Below are 17,798 nucleotides of genomic sequence, written 5' to 3'. Positions count from 1 at the left end.
GGCGAGTAGCCAAGATGGCGGACTAGACCGGATGACGGCGAACAGTATCGGCAGGAGGGACCAGGCGTAGGGCAGCCAAGCTCTCGGTCCTCGGCTTGGACGGCTCCCGGATTCCCACACTGACTGCCCCGAAGCCCGATCCAGCGCACCCGAGCACGCCGACTGGCACCGAAGGGATGCTCGCCGCCACAGGTGAACGGTTCGCCGCGTCGGGGATGCCCGCGTTGACCGGTAAACGTCGGGTGCACTGCGGGCGACGGGAGAGCCGGCTCGTCGGCGATCTGGGCGAGACGTCGTGGCGTTGGCCGCCCTGCGCGCCGTCGGGGTGGATGCGGTCCTGGTGAGTCTGGCGACCGGTTCGCTCCGACAGCCGGCGGGGACGAACCGCTACCCTGGCTGGTCACCTGCGGCCTCGGCTTGCTGCTCGACCGGTTCGTCGACCTGGTTGGCGACCGGCTTCAAGGCTGCCGTCCTGGACTCCTGGGGCCCCCGCCGGTGTCGCTTTCACCGGCTGTGGTGCACCCGCCGGCCGGGTGGTGCTCGCAGATCTAAAGGCAGGCAGGCGGCGGGCCAGCCCGACGACGACGGCCAACGTGGCCGCGACGGTGTAGGCGAGGGCGAGTCCCAGGGTGGGGTGGCTGTCGAAGAGCGCGCCGCTGCCGTAGCCGAGCAGCGCCGCCCAGACAGCCCAGACGGTGACCGCCAGCGCGGTGAACCGCTGGAACCGGCCCAACGGGTAGCCGACCAGGCCGGCAGTGACCGCGGTCGCCGAGCGGCCACCCGGCAGGTAGCGGCCGAAGACGATCAGCGTGCGACCGCGCCGGTGGATAACGCGATGTGCCAGCTCGGCCATGGCGCGAGTTCTCGGACGCCGCCGCAGCCGGGCGGTCATCGCCGGGCCTAACCGGCGGCCCACGCCGTACGCCAGCCGGTCACCACCGTACGCACCGAGCGCCGCCGCGACCACGACGACGACAAGCGGTGGGCGCCCGGTGGCAGCTGACGCCACGGCGACCGCGATCACCGTGCTCTCGCTCGGTGCCAGTGGGACGAGTGCATCTACCGCTGCCACAAGCGCCACGACGAGCAGCACCCAGGGACTTCCCGCGACCATGGCCAACGTCGCGTCGACCGTGTCGAACACCTAGTCAGGTTCCGCCGACAAGGCATCTGTCGCCGGACATCGGCCTGACGTCGCGGTGGCTACTGGGCGGCCAGTTCCTCATGGCGTCGACGCCGCCCGAATCCTGACCATCAGGTCAGTTTCGGCACGGCCGTGATGGCCGAGATCCGGCGACCGCCGGATCTCGGCTCGACAGGGTTGGCTCCGGCACCGGCAGGCCCCGGTCGCTGGCGGGCGCCAATGATCTCAGCTGCCCCCCGGCCATGCCGTGGCGGTCCTCATGACTTGCGCCGCAGGACGGCTCGGCGCTGCTTCAGCTCCTCCTCGCTGATCTCACCGCGAGCGTAAAGTTCGGCGAGGATGCGCTCTGCTGCGCTCCGCGCTGACTGCACCGGCGACCTGCGGTAGATCAGGTAACCGATGGACGACAGCACGACCAGCCAGAACAGGACAGGGAAGATCAGCCACCAGCCCGGCCCGCCGTCCCAAGGGCCGTGCCCATCGGTCCACCCCGGGCCCGGGTGTGCGTACACCCCGTAGCGCATTACTTCCGCCAACATGACAATCTCCCTCGGCGTCGGGCTCGCTCCTGCTTGCCGTACGCCCCGAGCATCTCCCGCCGGCAATGCTGCCGTCGTCGGTCACGCAACGACACCGGAAGTACGCCGCAGAACGTACATGGCTCCCACATCGCGCTACCGCGGACACCACCTGGGAGCTGCACGGCAACGGCCTTTCGCTCGGAAACCCCACATCCAGCAACGTCAGGTGCGGGGTGCGGGGGACGCTGCGGTCCGGGTCCGACCCGCGGGCGGTGCCAGGACAGTAGGCGGTGATTGCTTACAACCGGGCTGCTCCCCTTCACGATGTCCGGAGGGTGGTCGGCGGTACCGCCGGGACGGCCGCGACCATCAGGTGGGCGTGGTCGAGCACGGCGTCGGTGCGCCGCTCCACCAGTCCGGCGGCCGCCGTGCCGACCAGCAGTAACGCGGACAGCACGAGCGCGGGCAGCAGCCGGCGCCGGGGAGCCGCACCGAGCAGCGCGGCCACCCGTCCCGGTACGCCCCGGTCCGCGCCGGAGAGGGTGGCCGCGGGGGTCGACGCCGTGCCGGTGAGCAGGGCGGAAGGCGCCAGCGCGCGGCCGGCCAGCCGTCAGTCGGCCACCGCCCGGGCGGCGTCCTCGTCCGCCCAGCGCTCCACCGGATCGGGCGCATCAGGCAATCTGCTTGTTTCTAGAGCGTATCGGGCTGTATTGGCTACTCTCAGACCCGTTGGGTTTGCCGGACGGTGCCGGGGGTCGGCGAGGATGGAAGTCGAAGTCAACATCCGGGTTGACGGAACCCCGCACCGACTGACCGTCGACGTCCGCACCACGCTGCTCGACGCCCTTCGCGAGCGGCTGGGTAACACCAGTGCCAAGAAGGGGTGCGACCACGGGCAGTGCGGTGCGTGCACGGTGCTGCTCGACGGCCGGCGGGTCAACAGCTGCCTCGTGCTCGCCGTAGCACACGATGGCGCCGAGATTGTCACGGCCGCCGGGCTGGTGCCGGACGGTGAGCTGCATCCGATGCAGCGCGCCTTCATCCGCCACGACGCCTTCCAGTGCGGCTACTGCACGCCGGGTCAAATTGTCTCGGCGGTCGGCATGCTGGGCGAGGTCGAGGCCGGCTGGCCGAGCGCGGTGACCGTGGGTCAGCCTGCCGGCGGGGACAGTGGCGTGGGTGACGGCCCCACCACGGCGATGTTGGACGACGACGAGATCCGCGAGCGGATGAGCGGCAACCTGTGCCGCTGCGCCGCGTACGCCAACATCGTGCCGGCGATCCAGGACGCGGCCCGGCGATGAGGACATTCCGCTACGAGCGCCCCAGCACCATGTCCGGCGCTGTTGCGCTGCTCGCCGAGGCGCCGGACGGGGCGTTCCTCGGCGGAGGGACCAACCTGGTGGACCTCATGAAGCTCGACGTGGCCCGGCCGGACCTGCTGGTCGACGTACGGCAGCTGACCTCCGACCGGATCGAGGAGCTGCCCGATGGCGGCGTACGGGTCGGCGCTGGTACTCCCAACAGCGAATTCGCCGCCGACCCGCTGATTCGGCGACGCTACCCGATGCTCTCCCAGGCCCTGTTGTCCGGCGCCTCCGGCCAACTGCGCAATCTCGCCACCACCGCCGGGAACCTGTTGCAGCGCACCCGCTGCCCGTACTTCCAGAACGTCACTACCCCGTGCAACAAACGCGAACCCGGGAGCGGCTGCTCCGCCATCGAGGGGCATCACCGCGACCTCGCAATCCTCGGCACCTCACGGGAGTGCATCGCGACCCACCCGTCGGACCTGGCCGTCGCGCTGGCCGCGCTGGACGCGGTGGTCCGCACCGAGGGGCCGGACGGGGAACGGGTCATCCGGATGACGGAGCTGCACCGGCTGCCCGGGCCGGAACCGCAGCGGGACACCGTGCTCAAGCACGGTGAGTTGATCACCGCGATCGACCTTCCGCCGCTGCCCTTCGCCACCTGCTCGCACTTCCGCAAGATCCGGGACCGGGCGTCGTACGCGTTCGCGCTGGTCGCGGTGGCCGCCGCGATCGACGTGGCGGATGGCGTGGTGCGGGACGTACGGATCGCGCTCGGCGGGGTGGCGCACAAGCCGTGGCGGGCGATCAAGGCCGAGGAGCTGTTGCGCGGCGGACCGGCCCGCGAGGAGCGGTTCCGCCGGGCCGCCGAGGCCGAACTCGCCGACGCCCGGCCGTTGCCGGGCAACGCGTTCAAGGTCCCGTTGGCCTGCAACGCCATGGTACGTACGCTGCTGGATCTGACCGAGGGGCCGCGATGACCACGATCACGCCCCGGGCCATGGGCCAGGCGCTGGACAGGTTCGACGGCGCGGAGAAGGTACGCGGCCTGGCCCGGTACGCCTTCGAGCAGCCCGTCGAGCACCCGGCGTACCTGTTCCCGGTGCAGAGCACCATCGCCGCCGGCCGGATAGCCGGGATCGACTGCAGCCAGGCGAGCGCGCAGCCGGGTGTGCTGGCCGTGCTGACGTATCAGAACGCTCCTCGGGTCGCCACGGACGGTGAGCTGCGCATCCTGCAATCCGACGAGGTCGCCTTCCGCGGCCAGTTCGTAGGCGGGGTGATTGCGGAGACCTCGGAGATCGCCCGGCACGCCGCCGGCCTGGTCCGGTTGGACTATGAGGAGCGGCCCCACAACCTCGACCTACGGGGCGAGGTGCGGGCCCACCGGGACAAACTGCGGGTGCCGAAGGAGGTGCTGCCGATCTTCCCGATGGAGACCGCCGAGGGCGACGTCGACGCCGCACTGGCCACGGCGGCCGTCCGGGTGGACCAGACCTACAGCACCCCCTGGTACACCCACAACGCGCTGGAGCCGCACACGACGATCGCCTGCTGGGCCGACGATCGATTCACGCTGTACCTGTCGACGCAGGGGGTGACCGGAATCCAGGCCGCGGTGGCTGGTGCGTTCCGGCTCGACCCGGACCGGGTACGGGTGATCTCGCCACACGTCGGCGGCGCGTTCGGGTCGAAGGTCTATCCGCGTGCCGACGTGGTGCTCGCCGCGATGGCCGCCCGGCTCGTCCCAGGTCGACCGGTGAGGTTCGCGCTCACCCGGCAGCAGACGTTCTCCCAGACCGGCTATCGGCCGCCGACGATTCAGCGGGTCCGGCTGGGCGCCGGCAGCGACGGGCGGCTGCTCGCGATCGACCACGACTCGGTCGAGCAGACGTCGACGATCAAGGAGTTCGCCGAGCAGAGCACGAGAGCCACCCCGGGCATGTACGCCGCGCCGAACCGCCGTACCCAGCAGTGGGTGGCCGAGCTGGACGTACCGACGCCGACGATCATGCGGGCGCCGGGGGAGGTGTCCGGCATGTTCGCGCTCGAGTCGGCGATGGACGAGCTGGCCATCGCCTGCGGCCTGGACCCGATCGAGCTGCGGATCCGCAACGAGCCGGACGTGCATCCCCATTTCGGCCTGCCGTTCTCCAGCCGGAACCTGGTTGCCTGCCTGCGTGAGGGTGCCCGCCGGTTCGGCTGGGAGCAGCGCGACCCCACCCCGCGGACGCGTCGTGAGGGGGGCTGGCTGGTGGGCACGGGGGTGGCGGCCGCGACGTACCCGGTGCTGCGGCTGCCCGGGTCGAAGGCGACCATCCGGGTCGGCGCGGACGGCCGGTACGTCGTGCTGATCGCCGCCGCGGACATCGGCACCGGCACCCGGACCGCGCTGAGCCAGGTCACCGCCGACGCGTTGCAGGTCGATGTCGAGCAGGTCGACCTGCGGCTTGGGGACACCGCGTACCCTCCGGCAGCCCCGGAGGGCGCGTCGGCGGGGATCACCAGCTGGGGCGCGGCGATCTGTGCGGCCGCCGACCAGTTGCGCCAGCGGTTGGCCGCCGAGCACGGCGGGACGGTGCCGGCGGATGGCCTGGAGGTTACCGCCGACATGCCGGAGAACCTCCACCTCAAGCAGTACGTGATGCACAGCTTCGGCGCGCAGTTCGCCGAGGTGCGGGTGCACGAGGAGACCGGCGAGGTACGGGTACCCCGGCAGCTGGGGGTGTTCGCGTGCGGCCGGATCGTCAACCCGAAGACTGCCCGTTCGCAACTGCTCGGTGGGATGACCTGGGGTCTGTCGATGGCGCTGCACGAGCAGAGCGTGCTCGATCTCCGGTTCGGTCATGTGGTTAACCACGATCTCGCCCAGTACCACATCAGCAGCAACGCAGACGTGGGCGCGATCGAGGTGCACTGCATCGAGGAGGAGGACCCGTACGTCAATCCGATGGGCACCAAGGGCGTCGGTGAGATCGGCATCGTCGGGGTGGCGGCGGCGATCGCGAACGCCGTGTACCACGCCACCGGGGTCCGGATCCGCGACCTGCCGATCACCCTGGACAAGCTCCTCCCCGGCGGGGGGCGCTGACGGGCTGACCGTCGGCGCGGCACGTCACCCGGTCGGGTGGGTGTGCGGAGTCGTTGAGCGGGAATGTCGCTCACCCCGCGAGGCCCGCGGGGTGAGGAGCCGGAACCGTGACCACCGTCCGCCCCGCCGTCGGGCGCCCGATCGAGGCCGGAGCCGTCGTCGACGCCGGAGGCGCCGCGACCGTCGGCGCCGATCCAGACCTTCCGGCCCGTGCCACCCGCGCGGCTGGCCTCTGCGCGACCGCGTTGAGCATGCTGCTGTTCGGCGTCCTGCATGTGACCGTCCACCGCGTCCACCCGGTGCGGGACACCCTGAGCGACTACGCGCTGACCCGCGACGGGTGGCTCTTCGGCGCGGCCGTGCTCGCTTTGGCCGCCGGGTCCGCACTGCTGCTATCCCCGTTCGCCGGAGCGGCGGCGCGGCGCACCGGGCGGCTGCGGGCCCTCGCCGCCCGGGTCGCCTTCGGCGCGTGGTGCCTGGGCCTGACCGTGCTGGTCGCGTTCCCCCGCGACCCGGTCGGCGCGCCGGCCACCATCGCCGGCGACATCCACCGGTTGGCCGCGGTCGCCGCCCTGTGCGGATTGCCGGTCGGCGCGCTGCTGACCGCCGTCCGGCATCCGGGGCGCTGCGCCGGCGCCGTGCTCGTGGCCTCGGCGGGCTGCCTGCTGGCCCTGCTCCCCTTCGTGGCCGCGTACCTGGTCGCCTCGCCGCTGCGCCCGGCGGTGGGGCTGATCGAACGCGCGGTCAGCCTCGGCGAGGTGGTCGTGCTGCTGCTCACCGCGCGGCTCTGCCGGACCGGCGGCGAGCCGTTCCCGGGTGCCTCGCCGGCCGCCGACGGCGGACCCTAGAGCGGCTCGACACCCTCGGAAGCCGAGTCAGGATCACTTCACAGAGACTCACCGCTCTTGATCTCGCCACGGGACGTGACCGGGTCATCGGGTAGGGCCGACGCCAAGCGCGTCAGACGACGCCTGCACCCCGGAGGATCGACGGCAAGACCGGCTCGGCGGCCGATCTGAGGGGTCACGGTGAGATGCGGACCTCGACCGAGCTGATGAACCACCGGAAGTCGGACGTGCTGTGGATGGACACGTCGTTCGTGCCGCTCAGGTCGAACGAGCGCGTCCCGACGCACACGATCACGGACTGACCTGCAGGCACCGGGCCTGCGCTGAACAACTGGGCGAAGTAGTGGGCACCGCGGGTCAACTTCTCCTGCAGGAAGCTCTCGTCGTCGTCGGTCTGCTCGTTGAAGGCCGACATCTCGGCATACGAGGGCTCGGACACGTTGGGATGCAGGACGTCGAGCATCAGGAAGTTTCGCTGGCCTGTGCTGGAGTTCGACCATCCCCATTCGTCCGTCGTGTCCAACCGGTGTGTTGCCTGGACGCATTGCGCGTCGATGAGGACCTCGACGAGGCCGGTCGTCGGCGGCACGAAGGCGAACGCCACCGCGCTGAAGCCGTCGCCGGAGGCATAGTCGAAGTCGCCGGCGTCGCCGTCGTCCATGGTGATGGAGATGCCCACGTCTCCGACGGGCGGGTTCAGCGTATGAAGGCGATCAACGACGAAGTTGTCGTTGTGCACCGGGACGAACCCGAAGTTGAACCCGAAGAACGGCGGCCGGAAGACCTCCCACCGGTGCGGGTCCTGGCTGTCGTCCGGTTCGAAGACTCCCCAGGGAAGGGCGCGATCGTGGAAAGGAGACAGGCTCAGCCACTTGTCGAGGTTGTTCGAGAGGTGGAACCCGGGGCTGATGTTGTCGTCGGTCGTGAAGACGTTGGCAATGGCCTGGTGGTAGTCCGTCGCTATCGCGACGATCGCCTCACGCTGGACGTCTCGACTTCGCAGGAAGGCATCGGCCTTCCGCTTCCGGGCATTGTTCAGCTTGTCGTAGCTTGAGGTCAACCCGTTGGGCGGCTGAAGCAGGTCACGGACGGTCGTCCGCTCCTGCTGCATCAGTTCCCTCAGGTCAGCCCAGTTGTCGTCTCCTAGCAGGCGTCGCAATCGGCGGCTCGCATCGGCCGACAGCTTCGCGGCTTTGCTGCTGCGCTTTCTGGTGATCGTCCGGAGTCGCTGCTCTCGCTCCTCCGCTGCCGCATCCGCCGATCGCTGGGCTACCAGGGGGAACTGGCGAAAATTCCGAACCGCCTTACAGGTGCTGACCACGTGAACCACCCCATTAGAGCCTCCCTACATGCTGCTGCACGTCGCTCTGGGTAGCCATACGGGTTGTGCCATGTTTGCAACGCCACATCTACTACCAAATGGCGCCAACCAGCCTCTCCCGGTCGTCGCGCTCGGCGAGCGGGGCTACCACCTGCCCACCCTGGGCGCGCTGACCGTGGCCACGTTGCGCGGCCTGATTGACAGGTGACGCGCGCCTGCCGTTGACTGAGTGATCAGTCAGCACGAGATGACTCCGGAGGTCTTTCCATGGTGCGGCTGCCCACCGAACTCGTGCCGCTCACCGAGGAGCAGCAGGCCATCCTGGAGCTGTGCCGGCAGTTCGGCCGGGACATGATCCGCCCGGCCGCGCGCGCCGTGGACGAGGCCGACATCGAGACGCCGTGGCAGGTGTGGCGGGCGGCCGCGCAGGTGGGCATCACCGGGTTCATGCTCCCGGCCGAGTACGGTGGCGGCGGCTTCACCGACGTGTTCACCCAGTGCCTGGTGCAGGAGGAGCTCTCCGCCGCCGACGCGGCGATCGGCAACCTGCTCACCTCCGGCGGGTTCTTCGCCGACCCGGTGCTCGAGCTGGGCACCCCCGAGCAGTGCGAACGCTGGCTGCGTCCGCTGTGCACGGACGATCCACCGATGACCGCGCTCGCCGTCACCGAGCCCGACGCCGGGTCGGACTCGGCCGCCATCACCACCCGGGCGACCACGGTCGACGGCGGCTACCGGCTCACCGGTCAGAAGGCCTGGATCTCCAACGGTGGCGTCGCCGAGTCGTACGTCGTCTTCGCCACGCTCGACCCGGCACTGCGCTCCCGCGGCGTCACCGCGTTCCTGCTGTCGCGCGGGACGCCCGGCCTGTCGTTCGGCGCGCCGATGCGGAAGATGGGTCAGCGGGCCATCGTCAACACCGAGGTCTTCCTCGACGACGTGTTCGTGCCCGAGGCCGACCGGCTCGGCGCGGAGGGGCAGGGCTTCTACGGGTTGATGCGCACCTTCGACATCTCCCGCACCGTGCTCGCCGCTTCCGCCACCGGCCTGGCCCGCGCCTGCCTGGAGCTGGCCGTCGACTACGCGCGGGAGCGCACCCAGTTCGGCAAGCCGATCATCGAGCACCAGGCGGTCGGCTTCCGGCTCGCCGACATGGCCGCCCGGGTCGACGCCGCCCGACTGCTGGTCTGGCGCGCGGCCCGCCGCCTGGACGCGGGCCTTCCATGTACGGCCGAATCCGCGATGGCCAAGCTCACCGCCGCGGAGACGGCGATGTTCTGCAGTTGGGCGGCGGTGCAGACGCTCGGCGGCTGGGGCTACTCGCGGGAGTTCCTCGCCGAGAAGTGGATGCGCGACGCCAAGTTGGAGGAGATCGAAGAGGGCACCTCGGACATCCAGCGGATGATCATCGCCCGGTCGCTGAGATGAACCGGCCGCTCGAGTCGCTCTTCGCCCCGACCTCGGTGGCGGTCGTCGGCGCGTCGGAGCAGCCGACCAAGTGGGGCTACCGGCTGTCGGTCGGAGCGCTGACCGGCCGCGAGCGGCGCAGCGTGCACCTGGTCAACCGGCGCGGTGGCGCGCTGGACGGAGTGTCGTTCGCGCCATCACTCGCCGCGCTCGGCGAGCCGGTGGAGCTCGTCGTGGTCGCCACTCCGGCGGCACAGTTCTCGTCGACGGTGGACGAGGCGCTCGCCGCGGGCGCCAAGGCCGTCGTCGGGATCACCGCGGGGCTGTCGCCCGCCGCGCAGGCCGAGGTCGCCGCCCGGGTACGCGCCGCCGGCGCGGTCCTGCTCGGTCCCAACTGCATGGGGGTGGCAGACGCGGCCGCCGGGCTGCGGCTGCTCTGGGGAGAGCTACCCGCCGGCGACATCGCGCTGGTGTCGCAGAGCGGCAACCTGGCCCTCGAGCTCGGCGCGATCGCCCGTCGGGGCGGGCTGGGCTTCTCGCGCTTCGCCTCGCTCGGCAACGCGGCCGACGTGACCGCCGTAGAGCTGCTGCGGGTGTGCGCGGCCCACCCGGCCACCCGCGCGGTGGCGGTCTATCTCGAGGACGTCGGCGACGGGCGGGCGTTCGTCGCCGCCGCGGCCGACGCGGTGGACGCGGGCATCCCGGTCGTGCTGCTGACGGCCGGGCGCTCGGCCGAGGGCGCGCGGGCCGCCCGGTCGCACACCGGCGCGCTCGCCGGCGACGCCGCCGTGCTGACCGCCGCGTGCCGCGCCGCCGGCGTACGGCTCGTGGCCACCCCCACCGAGCTGATCGAGGCCACCCGCGTCGCGGCGATCCCGGCGAGCGTGCGCGCCGCCGTCTTCCCAGCAGCACCCCGTCGCCTGGGCGTGGTCGCTGACGGTGGCGGGCACGGCGTGATCGCCGCCGACCTCGCCGTCGCCGCCCGGCTCGCGGTGCCAGGCTTCAGCGACGACCTCGCCGCCCGACTCGCGGTGCTGCTGCCGCCCGCTGCGACGACGGGGAATCCCGTGGACCTGGCAGGCGGCGGCGAGCGGGACATCACCTCGTACGCGGCGGTGGTGGCCGCCGTCCTCGAGTCGAGCGAGGTGGACGCGGTGCTGCTGTCGGGGTACTTCGGCTCCTACTGCGAGCAGGGGGCGGGGGAGCTGGCCGCGGCCGAGGGCGAGGTCGCGGACGCCATCGCCGCTGCGGTGCACCGGACGGGCCGCCCGGTGTACGTGCACAGCATGGCGGCCCGGTCGTCGACCGCTGCCCGGCTCGCCGCGGGCGGCGTGCCGGTGTGGTCGGCGATCGAGCAGGCGGTCGCCGCCGCCGTGCCGGCCCTTCGCCGTCCCGGCCCGCCCGAGCTGCCCCGCCCGGCGGGGGCGGTCGCCGGGGACGCCTACTGGGCCGGGCGGGAGCTGCTCGCCGGGGCGGGGGTGGCATTCCCGCCGGCCCGGGCCGTGCGAAGCCGGGACGACGCGCTGGTCGCCGCGGGTGAGCTGGGCTACCCGGTCGTGCTCAAGGCGCTGGGCCTGGTGCACAAGTCCGACGTCCGGGGCGTCGCGCTCGGGCTGGGCGACGCGGCAGCGGTCGCGGCCGCGTTCGACGACATGACCGGCCGCCTCGCGCCGGCAGGCTACGTCGTCGAGACGATGGTCGAGTTGCGCGAGGGCGTCGAGCTCATCGTCGGTGCCAGGCGGGATCCGCGATTCGGCCCCGTGCTGCTGGTCGGGTTCGGCGGCGTGTACGCCGAACTCATCGCCGACACCGCCGTGGACCTGGCGCCGGTCGGCCGGGACGGCGCTCGCGACCTGCTCGTGCGGCTGCGCGGCGCCGCGCTGCTCGCCGGCTTCCGCGGCCGGCCGGCGGTCGACCTGGACGCCCTCGCGGACGTGATCGTCGCCGTGTCCCGGGTCGCCGCCGCCCATCCCGAGATCGCCGAACTCGACCTGAACCCGGTGCTCGCGACGCCACACGGCGCCGTCGCGCTCGACTGCCACTGGGAGTTGGCGCGATGAACAGCACAGCGGGGGAGGTGCTGGTCGCGAGCCTCGCCGCGCACGGCGTGGACGTGGTCTTCGGCATCCCGGGCACCCACAACCTGGAGATCTACCGGCATCTCACCGGGTACGGGATCCGGCACGTCACCCCGCGGCACGAGCAGGGCGCCGGCTATGCCGCCGACGGGTACGCGCGCACCACGGGCCGGCCCGGCGTCGCGATCGTCACGACCGGCCCGGCGTTGCTCAACATCGCCACCGCCGTCGGCCAGTCGTACTCCGACTCCGTGCCGGTGCTGGTGATCTCACCCGGGATGCCGCTGCACCACCCGCAGCGGGGCACCGGGCTGCTGCACGAGATGCGCGACCAGCGAGCGGCGATGTCGACGGTGACCCGGATCGCCCACCGCGTGACCAGCCACGCCGAGCTCACCGAGGCGGTGGCCCAGGCGTTCGCCGAGTTCGCCGCTGAGCGGCCCCGCCCGGTGCACCTGGAGGTCCCGCTGGACCTGCTCGCCGAGCGCGCCGAGGTCGAGATCGCGGCGCCGCTGCGGGCCGCCCGTCGATCGCCCGACCCGTCGCTGGTCGCCGGGGCGGCCGACGCGCTGGCGCGGGCGGAGCGCCCGGGCATCCTCGCCGGCGGCGGCGCCCGGGGCGCGGCGGGGGAGCTGCGCGTGCTCGCCGAGCGGCTCGGCGCGCCCGTGCTGACCACCACCAACGGCAAGGGCGTGCTGCCCGAGGACGACCTGCTCGCGCTCGGCTCGGCGCTGCACCTGCCGGCGGCCGCGGAGTTCGTCGGCGACTGCGACGTGCTGCTCGCCGTCGGCACCGAATTGGCCCCCACCGACTGGTGGTACGGCCCGCCCGCGCGTCCGGCCAGCCTGATCCGCGTCGACATCGACCCGGCGCAGCTGCTCGTCAACGCCCGCCCCGACCTCGCGATCGCGGCGGACGCCGCACCCGCCGTGGCCGGGCTGGGCGCGGCACTGCGGGGCGTACCGGCCAGGGAGGGTGATCGGGCGCGGGCCTGGCGGGCGCGGCTGCGGGCGCAGGCGCGCGCGGAGGGCGCGCGCTGGCTGCCGTGGCTGGACGCCGTCGCCGCAGTGCTCGCCCGCGACGCGATCGTGACCGCTGACAACGCGATGGGCTGCTACTACGGCGCGCTGGGCAACCTGCCGGTGCGCGTGCCGGCCGGCTTCTGCTTCCCGACCGGCTTCGGCACGCTCGGCTACGCGGTACCCGCGGCCATCGGAGCGGCCATCGGGCAGCCGGCCCGCCAGGTGCTCGCCCTGGCCGGCGACGGCGGGCTGATGTTCTCCGTGCAGGAGCTGGCCACCGCGGCCGCGGAGGGCATCCCGCTGCCCGTCGTCGTCTTCGTCAACGGCGGGTACGGCGAGATCCGGGCGGAGATGCGCGAGGCCGGCATCGCCCCGCTCGGGGTCGACCTGGCCGTGCCCGATTTCGCCGCGCTCGCCCGCGCCCTCGGCGGGTACGGCGTCACTGTCCGCGATCCGGATCACCTCACCGCCGAGCTGGCCGACGCCTTCGGCCGCCCCGGCCCCTCCCTGCTCCTCGTCCCGGAAGGCGATGCGCCCTGATGTCGTTCCTGGAGATCGTGTGGACCGACGAGGTGACCCGGAAGCGCGGCTACCTGGTCCTCGACCGGTTGGTACGCGGCGCCGCCAGCGGCGGGCTGCGCATGCGCGAGGGCTGCACCCTCGACGAGGTGCGCGACCTGGCCCGGGGCATGACGCTCAAGGAGGCGGTCGTCTACTCGGCGGGCGACACGTACGTGCCCTTCGGCGGGGGCAAGGGCGGCATCGACTGCTCGCCGTACGACCCGGAGGCTCGCGGCGTGATGCGGCGCTACCTCGCCGCGATGAAGCCGCTGCTGGAGACATACTGGTCCACCGGCGAGGACTTCGGGGTGCGGCAGGACGTGCTGGACGAGGTGGCCGCCGAGGTGGGCCTGCGCTCCACGATCGAGGCGGCGCTGCGCCTGCTGCCCGACCCGGAGGCCGCGCTGGCGCTGGTGAAGGCCGGCTTCGCGGTCGAGGTGGACGGGGTGGGGCTGGCCGACCAGGTCGGCGGGTACGGCGTGGCCGAGGCGGCGCTCGCCGCGGCCGAGCGCCTCGGGCTGCTCGGCGCCGGCGCGCGGGCGATGGTGCAGGGCTTCGGCTCGATGGGCGGCGCGACGGCGCGCTACCTGGCCCGGGCCGGCGTGCCGGTGGTCGGCGTGTGCGACGCCCAGGGCGTCGTGCACAACCCCGACGGGCTGGACGTCGAGCGGCTGCTGCTCTCGCGGGACGCGTACGGCTGTGTGGACCGCGCGGCGCTGCGCCCAACCGATGTGCGACTGCCCCGCGAGGAGTGGCTCACCGTCGAGGCGGAGATTCTGGTGCCGGCCGCGATGTCGTACGTCATCACCGAGTCCAACGTGGTCGGGGTGCGGGCGCGTCTGGTGGTCGAGGCCGCGAACGTGCCCACGACTCCGGCGGCGGAGGCGGCGCTCGCCGCCCGGGGCGTGACGGTGGTGCCGGACTTCGTGGCGAACGTCGCCACCAACGCCTGGTGGTGGTGGACGCTGTTCGGCGACATCGAGCCGACCGCGCAGGCGTCCTTCGCCAAGATCTCCACAGTCCTGCGCGGGCTCGTCGCCGAGATGCTCGATCGGGCCGGGTCGGCGGGCGTCACGCCGCGCACCGCCGCGCTGGCGATGTCCGCCGAACGGGCCGAGGCGGTCGCCGCCCGGTTCCGCTGACGCCCGCCGGACCGCGGGACCGGAAGGAGGCGCGGGCGAAGGAGGCCGCGGACGGTCAGGTGAGCTGGTCGGGCTGCAGACCCAGCTCCCGGGCGGCGCTGAGGCGCACCCAGTCGGCCATCTGACGGCGGGAGATGACCCGCTCGTGCACGGCGATCTGCACGGCCAGCCCGTCGATGAGCCCGCTGATCCGCCACGCGGCGCCCCTCGCGTCTTCGCAGGTCAAGGAGCCGTCGGCGACGCCAGCCGCGATGACCTCGGTCAACGCCTCCTTCCACCGCAGGTCGAGCCGCCGGGACACCTTCTCCAGCTCACGCACCCGCAGCGACTCCGACCACCCGTCGATCCACATCGCCCAGGCCTTCGAGCGGCCGGTCGGCGCGTACAGCTTGAGGATCTTCCTCAGCTTCTCCAGCGGCGTCGCGGCGGAGCCGACGACCGCGTCGAGCCGGGCGAGATCCTGCTCGGCGGCGTAGGCGAAGGCCTGTGCGAGCAGCCGCTCCTTCGTCGCGAAGTGGTAGAAGACCAGCGCCTGGCTGACACCCGCGGCCCGTGCCACGTCCGCGGTGCGCGTGTTGGCCAGGCCACGCTCAACGATCACGTCGCACGCGGTACGCAGCAGCGAGTCCAGGCGTACCTCGGCCGAACCTCTCGTCACGCTCGATACGCTATCCCATCACCGGGAGCGAATACCTCCGACTTGACTGACGGATCAGTCAGCGGCGGCGTGGCCCCGGCCTCAGTCGGGCGAGGGCTGTGCCTCCGCCAGGGAAAGCAGGAAGAAGCCATGACCGGCCACGCCGAGGTCGTATTCGCCTGACTCCTGCACCTTGGGGAACTCGGCGCCGCCCATCAGCTCCCGTGGCCGACGGCCGGCGTGGGAGGACAGGGCCAGCGTCGTCGTCTGTGGGTAGCGGGAGAAGTTGAACAAGCACAGCACCTCGTCGTCGCGGTCGCCGCGGAGGAATGCGAGAACGGCCGGGTTGGTCGACCGGACGATGCGGCAGCCAGGGCGGGAGAACGCCGTCCAGGCGTGGCGCGTCTCGATCAGCTTCTCCACCACGTGCAGCAGGGAGGACCGTGCGCGGAGCTGGTTCTCCACGTTGACCGCCATGTAGCCGTAGATCGACTCGTGGATCAGCGGCGCCGGCAGGTTCTCCGGCTGTGCCACGGAGAAGCCACCGTTGCGGTCCGGTGCCCACTGCATCGGCGTGTGGACCGCCAGGTGACCCGGCAGCGACAGGTTCTCGCCCATGCCGATCTCGTCGCCGTAGTAGACGACCGGGACGCCGGGCATTGACAGCAGCAACGCGAAGGCGAGTTCGAGCTGCCCCCGGTCGTCGTTGAGCAGGCTGGCCGTCCGTCTGCGGATGCCGGTCGCGCCCCGCATGCGGGCCAACGGCGCGTAGGTGTGCAGCAGTTCGTCGCGTTCCCGATCATGCAGCAGGCCCAGCGACATCTCGTCCCCGTTCCGGAGAAACACCGCCCAGTGACGGTCACCCGGCTGGTCACGCATCTGCGACAGCACCCGTGACACCGGCCGGTGCGTCTCACGCCGCATGGCGAGCAGCAGACTCGGCATGAGCGAGGCGTACATCACCAGGTGGCACTCGGGGTGCTCCTGCGTGCCGAAGTAGGAGCTGGCGCCCTCCGGCCAGTCCTCGCTCCACGCGATGATGATCCGGTTCGGGTAGGTCGAGTCCATCCAGGACCGCAGCTCGCGCAGGTAGCTGTGCGTCTCGTCGAGTCCCTTGCTCGACGTGCCGCTGCGCTCGAACAGGTAGGGAACCGTGAGCAGGCGCAGGCCGTCGACCCCCTGCCGGAGCCAGAAGTCCATCACGTCACGCATCGCGGCCAGCACCTCGGGCGCGTCATAGTTCAGGTCCGGCTCGTGCTGGCTGTAGCGGTGCCAGTAGTACTGTCGCCGTCTACCGTCGTACGTCCAACCCGCGCCACGGCTGCTGAGCGGCTCGTCCGCCTCGGCGTAGTCGTCGCCCGTGTCACGCCACACGTAGAAGTTTCCGTACGGGCCGTCCGGGTCGCTTCGGGAGGCCTCGAACCACGGATGCTCGTCGCTGGTGTGGTTGAGCACCAGGTCCAGCACCATCCGCAGGCCCTGCCGACGGGCGAGGCTGAGCAGCTCCAGCAGGTGCGACGGCTGTCCGAGGCCCTCGTCGATGGCCTCGAAGTCGGACGCCGCCCGACCATCACTCAGTGACGGTGACGCCATTATCGGGTTCAGCAGCAGGCAGTCCACCCCCAGCCGGCGCAGGTAGTCCAGCTTCTCGGTGATGCCGCGCAGGTCGCCGTGGCCGTCGCCGTCAGAGTCGTAGAAGAACCGTACGTTCACCTCGTAGAACGTGCTGCCAGCCGCCCAGTTCGGGTCGCCCGGCGGCTCCGGGCCGAGCTCGTCCTCGACCTCGGCGCGGGCGACGCGGAGGCGACCCGACAGGGCCTGCCGGGCTCGCGCGGCCACGCGCTCCGCCGGGTCCCGCTCCAGGGTCTCGAGTGTCTCGAACGCGGCCACCAGCTGCTCGCGGGTCCGGTGATTGCCGTGCGCCCAGTTGCTCAGCTCGTCCACGGCCAGCACCCGTGCCGACGCGAGCCCGCTCCGGGTGAGCGCGAGGAGGTCGCCCGGAATCAGCTCGGGCCGCCGGGGCGCGTTGCTGAGGATCAGGTCCCCGACGCCGGCGGCCCGCATCTGGGGCGTCTGCCGGCGTTCCCGGTCGACCATCCGTACAGCCGCGTACTCGAAGGCCTCCCGAACGCTGATGATCCCGTTGCCGTCGCCGTCGGCGGCGCCGGTCCGCAGCCCCTCGAGAAAGGGGCCGGAGAACGCGGACGGCAGCGCGTGCTGCTTGTAACCGTCACCTTCGTGGGCCAACTCGGTGGCCCCGGCGGACACCACGACGATGCGGCTGCGGTCCCCACGTTGCTTGAGGTCGCCGAAGGCGCCTGCGTGGCAGCAGTCCAGGATCAGTACCAGCTCGCTGGCCCGGCACTCGTCGATCCAGTGCCGCAGCTCGTCTGTCGGTACCGCGGTCGGCGGAATGCGGTCCGGGTCCGTGTCGGAGGCAGTGAGGTAGAGGCGATGGCCGTCGTGCAGTCGCCCGTGGCCGGAGTAGTACACGAGCAGGAAGTCGTGGGGATCGGCGCTCTTCAGGAAGTCGTAGAGCGTCACCTGCGCGGCGTGTGAGTCCTCGTCGAGGCGGTCCCGGACGTCGTCGAAGGCGCCGAGCCCGGGATCCCGGAGCAGCCGGGCCCATTCCTTGAGGTCACTGGCGGGCGAGTCCAGGTCAGGCAGCGCTTCGTTGCCGTAGGTGCCCACACCGATCAGGAGCGCGCGCTTCACC

The 17,798-nt window shown here is 71.9% G+C and carries 15 protein-coding genes; 9 read left to right on the top strand and 6 right to left on the bottom strand.

The window, feature by feature from the left end:
* Positions 1–400: 400 nt before the first annotated feature.
* The 3 genes from ACTWO6_RS19060 to ACTWO6_RS19050 form a co-directional block, all read right to left on the bottom strand.
* Positions 401–1,144, bottom strand: coding sequence for a DedA family protein (locus ACTWO6_RS19060; RefSeq protein WP_446215187.1), 744 nt, complete (start codon positions 1,142–1,144; stop codon positions 401–403).
* A 257-nt stretch (positions 1,145–1,401) separates the two neighbouring features.
* The gene (locus tag ACTWO6_RS19055) at positions 1,402–1,683 is read right to left on the bottom strand and encodes an SHOCT domain-containing protein (protein ID WP_446215186.1); all 282 of its coding nucleotides are present in this window, start codon (positions 1,681–1,683) and stop codon (positions 1,402–1,404) included.
* Between the two features lie 301 nt (positions 1,684–1,984).
* The gene (locus tag ACTWO6_RS19050; RefSeq protein WP_446215185.1) at positions 1,985–2,173 is read right to left on the bottom strand and encodes a hypothetical protein; all 189 of its coding nucleotides are present in this window, start codon (positions 2,171–2,173) and stop codon (positions 1,985–1,987) included.
* Between the two features lie 256 nt (positions 2,174–2,429).
* Here ACTWO6_RS19050 and ACTWO6_RS19045 point away from each other — a divergent pair, with 256 nt between their 5' ends.
* From ACTWO6_RS19045 to ACTWO6_RS19030, 4 genes are all read left to right on the top strand, one after another.
* Positions 2,430–2,969, top strand: coding sequence for a (2Fe-2S)-binding protein (locus ACTWO6_RS19045; RefSeq protein ID WP_446215184.1), 540 nt, complete (start codon positions 2,430–2,432; stop codon positions 2,967–2,969).
* A complete protein-coding gene (locus ACTWO6_RS19040; RefSeq protein WP_446215183.1) occupies positions 2,966–3,955 on the top strand; it encodes an FAD binding domain-containing protein in 990 nt (329 codons plus the stop codon). Before ACTWO6_RS19045 ends, ACTWO6_RS19040 begins: the two co-directional genes overlap by 4 nt.
* Entirely contained in the window at positions 3,952–6,066 is a 2,115-nt protein-coding gene (locus tag ACTWO6_RS19035) for a xanthine dehydrogenase family protein molybdopterin-binding subunit (protein WP_446215182.1), read from the top strand. Before ACTWO6_RS19040 ends, ACTWO6_RS19035 begins: the two co-directional genes overlap by 4 nt.
* 107 nt (positions 6,067–6,173) lie before the next feature.
* A complete protein-coding gene (locus ACTWO6_RS19030) occupies positions 6,174–6,914 on the top strand; it encodes a DUF998 domain-containing protein (protein ID WP_446215181.1) in 741 nt (246 codons plus the stop codon).
* A gap of 175 nt (positions 6,915–7,089) precedes the next feature.
* Here the strand turns inward: ACTWO6_RS19030 and ACTWO6_RS19025 are convergent, their stop codons facing one another.
* Positions 7,090–8,244 (bottom strand): hypothetical protein, encoded by a 1,155-nt coding sequence (locus ACTWO6_RS19025; RefSeq protein ID WP_446215180.1) that lies wholly within the window; start codon positions 8,242–8,244, stop codon positions 7,090–7,092.
* Between the two features lie 19 nt (positions 8,245–8,263).
* Here ACTWO6_RS19025 and ACTWO6_RS19020 point away from each other — a divergent pair, with 19 nt between their 5' ends.
* Genes ACTWO6_RS19020 through ACTWO6_RS19000 form a run of 5 tightly spaced genes read left to right on the top strand, consistent with a single transcriptional unit; the run spans position 8,264 to position 14,445 of the window.
* Positions 8,264–8,443: a hypothetical protein gene (locus ACTWO6_RS19020; protein WP_446215179.1), complete on the top strand. Its 180-nt coding sequence runs from the start codon at positions 8,264–8,266 to the stop codon at positions 8,441–8,443.
* Between the two features lie 59 nt (positions 8,444–8,502).
* Entirely contained in the window at positions 8,503–9,663 is a 1,161-nt protein-coding gene (locus ACTWO6_RS19015) for an acyl-CoA dehydrogenase family protein (protein WP_446215178.1), read from the top strand.
* On the top strand, positions 9,660–11,702 hold the full coding sequence (locus ACTWO6_RS19010) for an acetate--CoA ligase family protein (RefSeq protein ID WP_446215177.1): 2,043 nt from the start codon (positions 9,660–9,662) through the stop codon (positions 11,700–11,702). The genes ACTWO6_RS19015 and ACTWO6_RS19010 overlap by 4 nt, the downstream gene beginning before the upstream one ends.
* On the top strand, positions 11,699–13,282 hold the full coding sequence (locus tag ACTWO6_RS19005; RefSeq protein ID WP_446215176.1) for a 5-guanidino-2-oxopentanoate decarboxylase: 1,584 nt from the start codon (positions 11,699–11,701) through the stop codon (positions 13,280–13,282). The genes ACTWO6_RS19010 and ACTWO6_RS19005 overlap by 4 nt, the downstream gene beginning before the upstream one ends.
* Positions 13,282–14,445, top strand: a complete 1,164-nt coding sequence (locus ACTWO6_RS19000; protein WP_446215175.1) for a Glu/Leu/Phe/Val dehydrogenase dimerization domain-containing protein — start codon at positions 13,282–13,284, stop codon at positions 14,443–14,445. Before ACTWO6_RS19005 ends, ACTWO6_RS19000 begins: the two co-directional genes overlap by 1 nt.
* Before the next feature lie 55 nt (positions 14,446–14,500).
* Here the strand turns inward: ACTWO6_RS19000 and ACTWO6_RS18995 are convergent, their stop codons facing one another.
* The gene (locus tag ACTWO6_RS18995; RefSeq protein WP_446215174.1) at positions 14,501–15,103 is read right to left on the bottom strand and encodes a TetR/AcrR family transcriptional regulator; all 603 of its coding nucleotides are present in this window, start codon (positions 15,101–15,103) and stop codon (positions 14,501–14,503) included.
* A gap of 81 nt (positions 15,104–15,184) precedes the next feature.
* Positions 15,185–17,797 carry a caspase, EACC1-associated type gene (locus ACTWO6_RS18990; protein WP_446215173.1) on the bottom strand — a complete coding sequence of 871 codons (2,613 nt, stop codon included), beginning with the start codon at positions 17,795–17,797 and terminating at the stop codon, positions 15,185–15,187.
* Position 17,798 lies beyond the last annotated feature (1 nt).

This window comes from Micromonospora sp. IBHARD004 (assembly GCF_052814115.1).
Note: the sequence above shows the minus strand (reverse complement) of the source record. Positions and strands in the feature narration are given on the sequence as shown.

Coding starts and splice junctions, on each gene's coding strand:
- ACTWO6_RS19055 (WP_446215186.1), bottom strand. CDS start 1,683: ATGTTGGCGGAAGTAATGCGCTACGGGGTGTACGCACACCCGGGCCCG.
- ACTWO6_RS19045 (WP_446215184.1), top strand. CDS start 2,430: ATGGAAGTCGAAGTCAACATCCGGGTTGACGGAACCCCGCACCGACTG.
- ACTWO6_RS19040 (WP_446215183.1), top strand. CDS start 2,966: ATGAGGACATTCCGCTACGAGCGCCCCAGCACCATGTCCGGCGCTGTT.
- ACTWO6_RS19035 (WP_446215182.1), top strand. CDS start 3,952: ATGACCACGATCACGCCCCGGGCCATGGGCCAGGCGCTGGACAGGTTC.
- ACTWO6_RS19020 (WP_446215179.1), top strand. CDS start 8,264: ATGCTGCTGCACGTCGCTCTGGGTAGCCATACGGGTTGTGCCATGTTT.
- ACTWO6_RS19015 (WP_446215178.1), top strand. CDS start 8,503: ATGGTGCGGCTGCCCACCGAACTCGTGCCGCTCACCGAGGAGCAGCAG.
- ACTWO6_RS19010 (WP_446215177.1), top strand. CDS start 9,660: ATGAACCGGCCGCTCGAGTCGCTCTTCGCCCCGACCTCGGTGGCGGTC.
- ACTWO6_RS19005 (WP_446215176.1), top strand. CDS start 11,699: ATGAACAGCACAGCGGGGGAGGTGCTGGTCGCGAGCCTCGCCGCGCAC.
- ACTWO6_RS19000 (WP_446215175.1), top strand. CDS start 13,282: ATGTCGTTCCTGGAGATCGTGTGGACCGACGAGGTGACCCGGAAGCGC.